Below are 12605 nucleotides of genomic sequence, written 5' to 3' on the forward strand. Positions count from 1 at the left end.
ATAAGGCGGCGAGCATTTCCATACATTGTTCAGAACGATCTGACCTACTCGGAATCGAGAACCTGCACGATTTCGTGGGTCTCCGGGTCCACGAGGACAGTTCTGCCGTCGATAACCGTATAACGATATTTCACATTAGGAACCTCGCGCAACTCAACGGTGTCCGGGAGACGCGATCCCAAATTCAACTCCACTCCTGGCAGCTTGATCGAAGCCAGAGGATTCTTGTGAACATACTCGCGAATGATCGTCTGTTCCTCGGGTTTAACGATGGTCGTGCTGTGGGTCACAACGGTTTCATCAGCAGGCTTGACGACGACCGTATCCGCTGATGCTGCTCCGATGCCGGCTGTGAACAGCAATGCCGCGGTGACTGTCATAAGACTCGGTCTCATCTCCAATCTCCTTTTTCACACTATTCTGGGAGCGCACGCTTGCGCCCAACATAGAACTATCAAGCGGGGCACTCGTTCCGCTTTCTCTGCTCGCGAACGTTCGCCAGCTGAAGCGTTGGAAAAGGAGCCGAGCCACGCTCGGTCCAGCGACACTTTCAGAATCGGCCGACAGCAAAGGATATGATGCAGGCAAGGCTCGGCCTCATCGTCCAATTAACGTCAGGCCGAATAGAATGGCTAACCACAAGCCTGTCGCCGCTACCGCCAGGCGCGGCAAAATGCCCCCGCTGCTCAATTGCATGAACATAGTGGCGATGATCGCAGCCTTGGCCGCGGCGATCACCAGGTTGAGCGCCGAGTTGAATCCTCCAAGGTCGAAGGACGACGAGCCGACCGTCAAAGCCAGTAAGGCCAGCAGCACGAGATATACGAATGTGAGTTTGCGAATGTCGCTCATCGGTTGATCAGGTAGAGAATGGGGAACAGGAAAACCCAGACGATATCGACGAAATGCCAGTAAAGGCCGATCGCCCGTACGCGGCGAAGCCGACTGGACTGCGTCGCGCTCGACCACATCACCAGCATGCCTGCGATGACGACGATGCCGCCAATGAGATGCACTGCATGCAGCGACGCCATCGCGAAATAGAGGCCGAAGAAGAATTCGGCATGCACAGGATCGGGTCCATCATAGGTGAACGGGACGCCAAGCACCGGAGCGATGCCCTCGCGGAACTCCATCGTGTATTCCGCTGCCTTGATGCCGAGGAACACCAGGCCCAGCAGCGCCGTCGCAGCGAGCGACCAGGTCGATGCACGCCAGCGGCCTCTGTTGCCGAAGAGGTGTGCGAGCGCCATGCTGAAACTGGACGTGATCAGCACGACGGTGTTCAGCGTGCCGAGTGGCAGTGACAGGTGGTGTGATGCGGCGGCGAAGGCTGGTCCATAGCTGATCCTTGCAATCAAGAACACCAGCAAGATCGCGCCGAACAGCATGGCTTCAGAACCGATGAAGATCCACATGGCGAACGTATCGGCCGCTTGTTCGCGGGCCGGCTTGTCGAAGGCGACGCTTTCTGTCGACGCACCCATCAAGCTTCGTCCTTGTGCGGACTGAATTTTTCGTGCTGTAGGCCCTTCATGGCATAATCATAGGCAGGCCGGCTGACCTTCGGCATGGCGTCGAAATTGTGCGGTGGCGGCGGTGAAGCTGTCTGCCATTCCAGCCCTGTCGCGCGCCATGGATTGGCGGGTGCGCGTGCGCCGCGAAACAGCGACCAGCCGAGATAGAAGAGCGGCATCAGGTATCCGATTGCCAGCACGACAGCGCCGGCCGACGACAATATGTGCCAGAACTGAAACTCCGGCGGATAGGTGTGATAGCGCCGCGGCATGCCCAGGAAGCCCAGCACGAACTGCGGAAAGAAAGTGAGATTGAAGCCGAGGAAGGTGACCGTCGCGGCGATGCGGCCCCAGGTCTCTGGATACATCCGGCCAGTCATTTTCGGCCACCAGAAATGCAGGCCGGCCATATAGGCCGTCACCATGCCGCCGACCATGATGTAGTGGAAATGCGCGACGACGAAGTAGGTGTCATGGACATGGACATCGATGGCGAGCGCCGCCAGGAACAGGCCCGCCAGACCACCGAAGGTGAACAGCGCCAGGAAGAACAGCGCATAGAGCATCGGCGTCTCGAAGGTGATCTCGCCCTTGCGTAGCGTCAGGCTCCAGTTGAACACCTTGATCGCCGAGGGAATCGCGACGCAAAACGACAAGAAAGAAAATAGCACCCCGGCATATGCCGACTGGCCGCTGACAAACATATGATGACCCCAGACCAGAAAGCCGAAGACGGCTATCGCCATCGAGGACAGGGCGACGGCCTTGTAGCCGAACAGGGGCCGGCGGCTGAAGCACGGCAGCACCTCGGAAACCACGCCCATGCCGGGCAGGATCATGATGTAGACGGCCGGATGCGAGTAAAACCAGAACAGGTGCTGGAACAGCAGCGGATCGCCGCCCAGCGCCGGATTGAAGATGCCAATGCCGAACATGCGCTCGAGCACGATCAGGATCAGCGAGGCGGCGAGCACGGGGGTCGCGAGCACCATGACCAGGGCGGTTGCGTACATCGTCCAGACGAAGATCGGCAGCCGGAACCAGGTTAGCCCCGGGGCGCGCAACGTGTGAATGGTGACGATGAAGTTGATTCCGGTCATGATCGTGGAAAACCCGACGGTGAACACCCCGAGTGCCGCCATCGAGACAAAGCCATTGGCATAGAGCGTCGAGAGCGGCGTGTAGAAGGTCCAGCCGGTATCGACGCCTCCGAACACCACCGACGCCAGTGCAAACAGGCTGCCCAGCATGAAGACATACCAGCTGGCGAGATTAAGGCGCGGAAAGGCCAGATCCCGGGCGCCGATCATCAGCGGCAGTAGGAAATTGCCGAGTGTGGCCGGTATTGACGGCACCAGGAAGAACCAGACCATGATGATGCCATGCAGGGAGAACAACCGGTTGTAGACATCGTCAGACACGAGGTCGCCGGCCGGCGTCGCCAGTTCGATGCGCATGAGTACGGCCATGGCGCCACCAAGAAAGAAGAAGGCGGTGAGCGAAATCAGATAAAGCCAGGCAACGCGCTTATGGTCCGTTGTCAGCAGCCACGCGGCGGGACCGGCGCCCTCACCCAGGTAACTCGAAGAACTCAGCGCCTCGGTATTCAATGGATTGCCTCGCTCTTTGTCGTGTCCCTCGCCGAAAGGGATTTGAGATAGGCGAGCAGCATCTGCATCTCACCCTCGTCGACAAGGCCATCGAAGCTCGGCATCACCGGTTCATAGCCGGCAGCGATTTCCTTTTTTGGATTGAGGATGGAATCGCGCAGATAGCGATCATCGGCGATGACGGTCTGCTGGTTGTCCAGCGCCACCGGCCGGCCGAATATCCCCGTCAGGTCCGGCGCCCTCACCTTGCTGGAATTGCCATGGCAGCCGGAACAACCAAGCGCGCCAAACAGTTTTTCGCCATCGGCCACCAGCGTTTCGCCTTGGCCTTGGTTGCCAAGCCATGCCGCATAGGCCTCGGGCGGCATCGCCGTCACAAAGCCGCCCATCTCCGAATGCTGCGTGCCGCAATATTGCGCACAGAAGAGGCGATAACGTCCCGGTTCGCTGGCGATGAACCAGACGTGCGTGGTGCGTCCCGGTACGGCGTCTTGCTTGACCCGGAATGCGGGGACGAAGAATGAATGGATCACATCCTGCGACGCCAACGATACGATAACAGCCTTGCCGACCGGAACATGCAGTTCGTTGATCTCGCGCTGGCCGCCCGGGTGACGAAACTCCCACATCCATTGCTTGCCGAGACCCGCGATCTCGAGCGCTTCGAGCGGCGGATGCTCGCGCCGCATGAACAGCGCCGCGCCCCAGCCGAAAATTACAAAGGCAATCAGCAGACTCGCAACCGTCCAGGTGACCTCGAGCGGCAGGCTGCGCGCGCGCTCTCCGGTGCGATCAGCGCTGGAACCCGCCCGGTACTTAACGGCATAGAAGATGACGAGGCTGGTCAGGAACACACCGAGCAGCGCGGTAAAGGCCAGCAGGGTGTAGAACAACAAATCGACGCTGCCGGCGATCGACGAGGCTTCGGGTGGCGTGAAGGGGATGCCGAAACTCAAAGCCGCCTCCGCCGCGTCAGCATGACAAGGCCGGCGCCGAGCGCCAGAAGCGTCGCCACGCCTGCCGCCTTCACAGCCGCCTCTATCGTGGAAGTGTACCGACCCTTCGACGTGTCGAACCCGGAGCAGAGCAGGAAGACATGGTCGGCTATGGAGCCCAGCCTGCCGGCGGAAGCCTCGACCAGGGCGAGCCTGAGATCGCGCGGTTCGAAGGTCAGTGCCGGCAGCACTTGCGCGATCCGGCCTTGCGGCGTCAGCGCAATGATCGCGATCGGATGCACGTACTGATTGATCCTATCGCGCCGGTCGAAGGTGATGCCGGCCTCTGCGGCAAGAGCGGCGCCGGTGCCGTCGGGACTGGTCAGAAACCGCCACGCCGCCAGCCCTTTTCGGCCGGCCGATGGCGCGACTTCGGCTTTTGCGCTGATTGCGTCCTGCAGTGTCTCGGAGGGATCTATCGAGACGAAAAGCGCCCGGTAGGTTTCAGGGTCGAGATTCGTCTTGTTGAGGTCCGAGGCAACCGCCTGCTGGGTGACGCCACAGAGATTGGGACACTTATCGTAACCGAAGATCAGCAGTGCCGGCCGGCCGCCGAGGATTTCGGACAACTTGCCCTCTCCACCCAAGGCATCGCGAAAGACTTTGTCGAGATCGAGCTGTGCGCCGATATGCGGGTCGAAGGACGGGCGCTCCATCGCGCCGGCCCCGTTCGCGGCGATCAGCACAGTCAGGACCATGAACCACCTCGTCATGGCCGCGCTCCGCTGGCCGGTGGGGGACTGTCTGGCGGCGCCCGACCCGTAGCGCATTTGCGAACCTGCGGTGCGCGCGGAACCTCTCCTTCGAGCAAGGCACAATCCTCGCTTTCCCGAATAGACTGTGGCGTCCACTCCGGCAGCCCGTGGGCCGTAACGAGTTTCATCGCATCTTCGATTGGAATGCGCGCTATGCCAGCATTGCGGTTAACCCATGCAACCTTGCGGAGTTCCTGATCTTCCTGCTTGCAAAACACCGCAAGGTCGATTTTTGGCACGCGCTGCAATGCCGGCTTTGCTTCGTTGTTCGTCCCGGCAGCCACCAGCGGCCAGTACGGCGTGGTATCGAAAACCAGTCCTAGCGCTATGGCGATCAGCGCCAGAAAGACGAGCAGGCCGACGCCGGAGAGGAGCAGAGCTCTTGGCCATACGTCACGCGTTTCGGGATGCGAGGCCTTAGCCATGGACCTGCCTCCCGCGCCAGAACGAGATACAATCCGGCCGGGCGAGCACGTGGATGAAACACGCGCACGACGCGCCGCCCGCACCGGCCATCGCCGCCAGGTCCGGCCAGGATATCGGCGCGCCGGCGGCCGACAGCGGCGGGCGAACGCGCCAGACGACATCGATGAAATGTCCAGCCAGCACAAGTGCTCCCAGCGCCAGCAGGCCGCGATGGCCGCGCTTGACCGAGCGGTTGAGGAATCCAACGAATGGCGCGACGAATTGCAACGCGATCAACAACCAAAGCAGATATTGCCAGCCATTCCGCCCGCGGACGATGTACCAGTGGATTTCTTCAGGCAGGTCACCACCCCAGACGATGATCCACTGCATGAAGGCCAGATAGGCCCACATCAACATGAAGCCGAACAGCATATTGGCGACATCCTCGCTCAGCGCCGTATCCTCCTCGCCGCCCGGCATCGTTTCGATGGCGCGGCCCGCTGCCAGCACCGTCAGTGCCAAGGCGCACGCACCGACAACCTCGGCCGCGGTTTCGAGCATCGCGTAGATCGTCGAATAAAAGTCTGGCTCGATCGACAGCATCCAATCGATGGCAAACACCGTCACGGCAATACCGTGGATGATGAACCCGACAGCAAAGCCCCTGCTCGTCCCGCGTTCTGACACTTCTGTGTCGGGATCCGTCCACGCAAGGATGAGCCAGCCAAGCGCCAGCCAGGCCAGCGCACAAGCAAAGAGGCGGATGATGAAGAAGGGTACGTTGAAATAGGCGAGTTTCTGCCGCACGACTTCCGGCAACATGGCCGGGTCCGCCGCGGCCCATGGAAAGACCAGATCAAGCCGCGCAAGGACCGGTAGCAACAACAACAACGCCACAGGCAAGGTAGCAACGATAGCCCGCAGAGGCGGACGCAACGCATCGCCCCAGCGGCCGCCGGTCAGCCCGTGCACCATCAGCACAGTCATCGCGCCGAGCGGCATTCCAAGCAGGAACAGCGCTATCGTCAGCCAGCCGGCCAGCGTGGCGCGCGGAGCGACGAAGAGCCCGGCGCAGCACAGCACAAGCCCCGTGGCCGCCACCGCGGCGGCCGGCGCGACATAGCCATCGGGCCATACAGGACGCCTCATCGCGCGGCATCCGCGTCTAGTTTCGCGCGAAGAGTACCCGGCAGCGCGCCGACAGGTGCATAACGAGAATATTGCAGTGTCCTAATGTAGGCGACGATCGCCCAACGATCGGCCGGCGGCACGCGCGCGCCATAGGGATACATGGCGCCATAGCCATTGCTGATGACGTCGTAGAAATGCCGGTCGGGCGCGTTGCGCAACGCGTCCTGGTGATAGCTCGGCGGTGCCGGGAAGCCACGCTGAACCACCATGCCATGCCCATCGCCGGTGCGGCCATGGCAGGGCGAGCAGAAGATATCGAAGCGTTGCTGTCCGCGCTGCAGCAGCGCCATGGTGATCGGGTATGGGATTTTGTCCGGCGTTGTCGCTAGATCAGCGTCGCGCGTCACCGTCCCTTCCACGGGTGTCCGGGCCGACATGCCGTCGGCGAACTGCTTGCTACCTTCAAGTGGATCGTAACGCGGCTGATCGGCCATATCCTGCTTGCAGCCCGCGATCAGGACCAGGAACGGCAAAAGGAGAATACACCCCCTCATGCCTCCACCTCCTCGACCGTCTCGGCGCCAAGCCGCGTCAGTTGGCCCTTGGTGACGCCCTTGCGATACTTCGGGTCGGCCGCTTCGATGAGCAGATAGAACTTGCCGCCGCGCGCATAAGTGAAGGTCTTCGCGTTGAAGACCGGGTGATAATATTGCGGCAACCCGTTTGCCCAGAGCATGCCGGCGAAACCCGCCAGGGCCGCGCCAAGAATGCCCACCTCGAAGGCGATCACCGTGAAAGGCGTCCAGGAATGCAGCGGCCGGCCGCCGACATTGACGGGATAGTCGATCTCGACCGAATAGAGGATCAGCGCATAGACGAGCACGGCGCCTGCAATGCCCCCTGCCAGCACGGCCCATGGCAGGCGTGTCTTTCTCATCCCCAGAATCGCGGCGAGGCCGCGTACCTCGAATGGCGAGAACGCATCCATGCGCCGGTAGCCCTTGTCGCGCATCGTGCGCGCCGCCTCCGTCAGCGCATCCGGATCGGCGAAAGCCGCGATAACGCCGTGGAGGCTCATGAAGCACCGCCCTCTTCGACCAGTTCCTCGATCTCGAAAATCGTCATCGCGGGCAGGATGCGGATGAACAGGAAGACGAGGGCGAAGAAGGTGCCTATCGAGCCGAACAGGATGCCGAAATCGAGCCATGTCAGCGACTGTTCGCCCCAGGACGAAGGCAGGTAGTCGCGGCTCGGACCGGTCACCACGATGACATAGCGTTCCAGCCACATGCCGATGTTGATGACCAGCGCGATCGAGAACAGCAACGGCATGTTGAACCGTATGCGGCGAAACCAGAGCAGTTGCAGCACGACGCAATTGCAAAACATCATGGTCCAGAAAAAAGTCGCGTAAGGACCGATCGCGCGCTGCGCCATCATGGCGCGCTCATAGGACTGACCCGAATACCAGGCGAAGAACGCTTCTGACGCATAGCCGTAGATGACGATCATGCCGGCCGCGATCATGAGCTTGGCGGCGTTGTCCATATGGCGAAGCGTGATCAGGTCCTCGACCGCGAACGCCCAGCGCAATGGAATAGCGATCGTCAGCACCATGGCAAAGCCCGAGAGCAGCGCGCCGGCGACGAAATAAGGCGGAAAGATCGTCGAATGATAGCCCGGCGTGATGGCAAAGGTGAAATCGAGGGCGACGATAGAGTGCACCGACACGACCAGCGGCGTCGCAAGCGCGGCCATCAGGAAGTAGACGGTCTGGTAGCGCGCCCAATGAAAGGCCGAGCCGCGCCAACCAAGCGCGAGGATGCCGTAAAAGACTTGTCCGGCGCGCGACTTGGCCCGGTCGCGCAGCACACCGAGATCCGGCAGCAGGCCCATGTACCAGAACAGCAACGAAACGGTGGCGTAGGTGGAAATCGCGGCGAAGTCCCACACCAGTGGGCTTCGCCATTGCGGCCAGTGCATATGGGTGTTGGGCAGAGGCAGCAACCAGTAGAAGAACCATGGCCGGCCGAGATGCAGGATCGGGTAAAGCCCGGCCATTGCCACGGCAAACAGTGTCATGGCCTCCGCAAAGCGGTTGATCGAGGCGCGCCAGGGCTGGCGCAAAAGCAGTAGCACTGCTGAGATCAGCGTTCCGGCATGACCGATGCCAATCCACCAGACGAAACTCGAGATCATCGTCCCCCAGGCAACGGGAATATCGACGCCGTACGCGCCAACGCCGACCGAGATCAGGTAGGTAATGGAGTAGAGGAACAGCAGGACGAGAACGAAGCAGACGAAGAACGCTGCCCAGAAGAAGCGAGGGAGCTTGCCTTGCAGGACGATCGCGCTGATCCGTCCGCTGATCTCGGGGAAATCGTGACGGCCACGCAACACCGGCGGCCGCGACATCGATTTACTCGCCCTGACCGCCGCCGCCTCAACCACGGCCGGTCTCCGCGGCGGGCTTGGCTGCGAGTTGGCCGTTTGGATTGGTGATCTTGCCAAGATAGGTCGTACGCGGCCGCGTGTTCAGCTCTTCAAGCAGCGCATAATTGTGCGGCACCGCTTTCTCGAGCGTGACATGGGAGCCTTTTCTGTTGAGATCACCGAAAACGATCGCTTGTGTCGGGCATGCCTGCTGGCACGCAGTCACCACTTCGCCATCGCCGATCTGGCGGTTCTCGATCTGCGCACGGATACGGTTTTCAGAGATGCGCTGGACGCAATAGGTGCATTTTTCCATGATGCCGCGCGACCGCACCGTGACATCGGGATTGTGTACGGCCTGCTGCGGCCCCGCGACGTCCTTCTCGAACTCCTGATATTCCAGGAAATTGAAGCGGCGCACCTTGTAGGGGCAGTTCTGCGAGCAATACCGCGTCCCGATGCAACGGTTGTAGACCTGCGCGTTGAGCCCGTCATGGGTATGGATGGTCGCATTCACCGGGCAGACCACTTCGCAGGGCGCTTGCTCGCAATGCATGCACGGTACCGGTTGGAATAAAATCGCGGGATCGTCGACTGAGCCGGAATAGTAGCGGTCGATGCGCAGCCAGTGCATCTCATGGCCAAGTGCCGTCTGATCTGGGCCGACGGTTGGGATGTTGTTCTCCGCCTGGCAAGCCGACACGCAGGCCATGCAGCCGATGCAGGCCGACTGATCGATCGCCATGCCCCAGGCCTCTTGATCATACGTCCAGTCGGGGTAGAGCGACTCGGTCGGAGCTGGCGGCGCGCCATCGCGCACGAAATGTGGATTGTCCCTGAAAGCATCGAGCGTGGCATGCCGCACGATCGCCCTACCCTCCATCGCCTGATGATGTTGTGTTGTCACCACACGCGCCAAGCCCTCACGCGGGGTCACCAGGACGCCATCCACGAACCAGGGTGCATCGGCGGTCCGCAAGGCGAAGGCGTCGTAGCCGCCAGCCAACGATGCGACCGAACCGACCTTGCGGCCGTGGCCCAGCGACAGTGTCACGGTCTCGTCGGGCTGGCCGGGCGTGATCCAGACCGGCGCGTCCAGATCCTTGCCGCCTCGCGCCATGTTGATCACCCGCCCGTTTTCGAGACCCAGCCGCTCCGCTGTTGCGGGCGAGACCAAGGCCGCATTGCCCCACACAAGCTTGCTCAACGGCCGTGGTAGTTCCTGCAGCCACGACGAATTGGCATTGCAGCCATCACGCAGCCAGGGATCGGCCACGAAGCGAACCTCCAGACGTTCGGCGGCGGAGGCCTGGGGCATAGGTGTGGGGGTGTCTGGGATCAATGACACGGCGACGGAAGCTGCAGCGCTATCCGGCACAACGCCGTCGCGCAGCGCCTGTTGCCAGGCGGGTTCATCCATGGCTTTCCATGTCGCGCGCACCAGCGCCCGCGGATCCGCGTCGAATTCACCTGCGAGCCCGGCAAGCAGCCGGTGCAGGCTTTTGCCGCCGAACAGGGGCTGAATGAGCGGCTGAACGATTGAGGCTGTGCCGTCATAGGCGCGGATGTCGCTCCAGCCTTCCAGCTCGTGCGCCGCGGGGATGTGCCAATGCGCCAGGAATGCTGTTTCGTCGCGGTAGAGGCCCGAGTGGACGAGAAGCTTCAGTTTCGAAAAGGCCGCGCGCACATCGATGTCCGATGGCGTCGTTTGCACGGGATTGGACCCGAGCACGACGACCGTGTCGATTGAACCATTCTCTATCGCTTGGCAGAGCGTTGCAAGGTCGCCATCGTTGGGCATGACATCGGGAGGGTCGATGAGGTCCAGCGTGTTGCCGATGGCACCAAGCCTGGCGTTCATGGCAAAGGCCACGGCATGGACAAGGGGGGGCTGGTGAGCACCTGGCACCACCAGTGCGTTACGTCCGGCGCTGCGAAGATCGTCGGCGAGAACGTTCGTCCATGCGGGCTCAAGTGGCGACTGGCCGTCTACGTACTTGTCGCCCTCAAGCGCCGCTTTGATCGCAGCCGCGACACCTTCGACGGCGCTTGGCTTGACGGCACGACGATGATCGCCCGCCGCACCCGTGATCGTCGGTGTCGACTCGATCACATAGAGCCGGCTCATCGTGTCCGTCGACGCGCGCACCCGTCGCCGGCGGGCGAAATCACGCGCATAGGCCAGGCGCCCTGGCCCTTCGCCCAGGAAATCGGCATCCAGACTGACGATCACATCGGCGCGGTCGAAATGGTAAATCGGTGTCAGCGGCTTGCCGAACAGTGTCGCCGTTGCCTGCTCGCCGGACCTGGCCGCCAGCGGATCGTGCTTGAAGACGCGAAGTTTGGGATATCGTGTCTTGAGCACTTCGATCTGGGCCTTGGTGGTCGGCGACGTTGTCGCCTCGATCAGCAGCGCCAGGCCTTGTCCGCCTGAGCCAACCCAGCCACCAGCAAGCGCCGCTATGTCTTTGAGGAAGTCATCGTAACTCGCCGGCTCGCCTTGCTTGAGCGGCGTGCGGGATCGTTCGGGATCGAACAACGACAGCACAGCAGCCTGCATGATGGCGTCGGTGGCGCCGCGCGATGCCGGGTGATCGAGGTTGCCCTCGACCTTGGTCGGCCGGCCCTCATGGCACTCTACAACTGCGCCGATGCCATAGCCGTCACTGGAAAGGGTCGTCGCGTAATAGAGCGGCCTGCCGGGAATGATGTTCTCCGGCTGGCGAACGTAAGGGACGATGCGCTCCGCTTTGCTGCAGGCGGTCAGGCCGGCTAGCGACAGCGACGCGCCCATCAGCTTCAGCATCATTCGCCGGTCGAGATTGAGTGGCAAGCGTTCGGCGATTGCCGGGAATTCAGCCTCAACGAAGCGCCGGAATTCCGCCGAGTCGGCCAGTTCGTCCAGGCTTCGCCATGGATCGCGTCCTGCCGCGACAGCTCGCAGCGCCGCGTGGTCGGAAACCGAGAGCGGCTTTTGATCAGCGATGGCAGACATAGCAGTCCGTCATGGTCGCGGGGTGGATATCAAGGATGCTGATCAGCGATCGTCTGACCTCTTCGATGTCTTGTGGCGGCTTCCAGTGCATGAGGAAAGCATCCTGCGGCGGGCGTAGATTGGGAGTGGGATCGCGATGGCAGCCCAGGCACCATTCCATCGACAGCGAGTGCGCCTTCTGCATCAGCGGCATATCGTCAACCTCGCCATGGCAAGTCTCGCAGGCGACGCCCTTGGCTACGTGGATCGAATGATTGAAGTAGACGAAATCCGGCACGGAATTGACGCGCTGCCATTGCAGCGGTTGTCCTGAAGCGAGACTTGCGCGCACCGGCGCCAGCATGTCCGCATTGGTGAAAACCTGCGAATGACAGGTCATGCAAACCTCGGTCGCGGGCAGTCCCGCCGCGGCAGACGTCTCGACGCCATTGTGGCAATAGCGGCAGTCCAGCCCGATTTCACCGACGTGGTGCTTGTGGCTGAACGGGATGGGCTGAGCGATGGGCTGTCCGACCCCGGTGACGAACCCTGATCGCAAAAGCGCCGTACCGCCGATGGCGACGAACATCGCGAAAAAACAAACACCCCACAGCGCGAAGCGGGCAATCCCGTTGGCGTTGCTGGAAAAGACCTGCGGCATCCCCTCGCCGATTTGCATGAGCAAGCATCTGGATCGAGCGCCTAACGGCGCCGATGAGCCAAAGGTTCCTTGGCGTTGGCACGCTCACGAAATGGTGACCCGGGATTGCCCCTGAAAACAA

General features: G+C 61.6%; 13 protein-coding genes. All 13 read right to left on the minus strand.

Annotated elements, in window-relative coordinates; genetic code table 11:
• Window positions 1-44: 44 nt before the first annotated feature.
• Entirely contained in the window at window positions 45-395 is a 351-nt protein-coding gene (locus FJ967_RS21595) for a DUF1236 domain-containing protein (RefSeq protein WP_140733840.1), read from the minus strand.
• A 202-nt stretch (window positions 396-597) separates the two neighbouring features.
• Window positions 598-852, minus strand: a complete 255-nt coding sequence (locus FJ967_RS21600) for a cytochrome C oxidase subunit IV family protein (RefSeq protein WP_140733841.1) — start codon at window positions 850-852, stop codon at window positions 598-600.
• The gene (locus FJ967_RS21605) at window positions 849-1487 is read right to left on the minus strand and encodes a cytochrome c oxidase subunit 3 (RefSeq protein WP_140733842.1); all 639 of its coding nucleotides are present in this window, start codon (window positions 1485-1487) and stop codon (window positions 849-851) included. The genes FJ967_RS21600 and FJ967_RS21605 overlap by 4 nt, the downstream gene beginning before the upstream one ends.
• Window positions 1487-3127 carry a cytochrome c oxidase subunit I gene (gene ctaD, locus FJ967_RS21610; protein WP_181176062.1) on the minus strand — a complete coding sequence of 547 codons (1641 nt, stop codon included), beginning with the start codon at window positions 3125-3127 and terminating at the stop codon, window positions 1487-1489. Before ctaD ends, FJ967_RS21605 begins: the two co-directional genes overlap by 1 nt.
• Complete coding sequence (gene coxB / locus FJ967_RS21615) at window positions 3124-4083, minus strand: cytochrome c oxidase subunit II (protein WP_140733843.1); 960 nt, start codon at window positions 4081-4083, stop codon at window positions 3124-3126. Before coxB ends, ctaD begins: the two co-directional genes overlap by 4 nt.
• Window positions 4080-4835, minus strand: a complete 756-nt coding sequence (locus FJ967_RS21620; RefSeq protein ID WP_140733844.1) for an SCO family protein — start codon at window positions 4833-4835, stop codon at window positions 4080-4082. Before FJ967_RS21620 ends, coxB begins: the two co-directional genes overlap by 4 nt.
• Window positions 4832-5302 (minus strand): hypothetical protein, encoded by a 471-nt coding sequence (locus FJ967_RS21625; RefSeq protein ID WP_140733845.1) that lies wholly within the window; start codon window positions 5300-5302, stop codon window positions 4832-4834. The genes FJ967_RS21620 and FJ967_RS21625 overlap by 4 nt, the downstream gene beginning before the upstream one ends.
• The gene (locus FJ967_RS21630; protein ID WP_181176064.1) at window positions 5295-6368 is read right to left on the minus strand and encodes a hypothetical protein; all 1074 of its coding nucleotides are present in this window, start codon (window positions 6366-6368) and stop codon (window positions 5295-5297) included. The genes FJ967_RS21625 and FJ967_RS21630 overlap by 8 nt, the downstream gene beginning before the upstream one ends.
• Window positions 6369-6430: 62 nt before the next feature.
• Window positions 6431-6970 carry a cytochrome c gene (locus FJ967_RS21635; RefSeq protein ID WP_140733847.1) on the minus strand — a complete coding sequence of 180 codons (540 nt, stop codon included), beginning with the start codon at window positions 6968-6970 and terminating at the stop codon, window positions 6431-6433.
• Entirely contained in the window at window positions 6967-7494 is a 528-nt protein-coding gene (locus FJ967_RS21640; RefSeq protein ID WP_181176066.1) for a DUF3341 domain-containing protein, read from the minus strand. Before FJ967_RS21640 ends, FJ967_RS21635 begins: the two co-directional genes overlap by 4 nt.
• A complete protein-coding gene (gene nrfD / locus FJ967_RS21645; protein ID WP_246675339.1) occupies window positions 7491-8867 on the minus strand; it encodes an NrfD/PsrC family molybdoenzyme membrane anchor subunit in 1377 nt (458 codons plus the stop codon). The genes FJ967_RS21640 and nrfD overlap by 4 nt, the downstream gene beginning before the upstream one ends.
• The gene (locus FJ967_RS21650) at window positions 8860-11643 is read right to left on the minus strand and encodes a 4Fe-4S dicluster domain-containing protein (RefSeq protein ID WP_246675340.1); all 2784 of its coding nucleotides are present in this window, start codon (window positions 11641-11643) and stop codon (window positions 8860-8862) included. The genes nrfD and FJ967_RS21650 overlap by 8 nt, the downstream gene beginning before the upstream one ends.
• A 184-nt stretch (window positions 11644-11827) precedes the next feature.
• Window positions 11828-12502 (minus strand): cytochrome c3 family protein, encoded by a 675-nt coding sequence (locus tag FJ967_RS21655; RefSeq protein WP_246675341.1) that lies wholly within the window; start codon window positions 12500-12502, stop codon window positions 11828-11830.
• Window positions 12503-12605: the final 103 nt, after the last annotated feature.

It is taken from the genome of Mesorhizobium sp. B2-3-4, from assembly GCF_006442315.1.
In the GTDB taxonomy this organism is placed as follows: Bacteria; Pseudomonadota; Alphaproteobacteria; order Rhizobiales; family Rhizobiaceae; genus Mesorhizobium.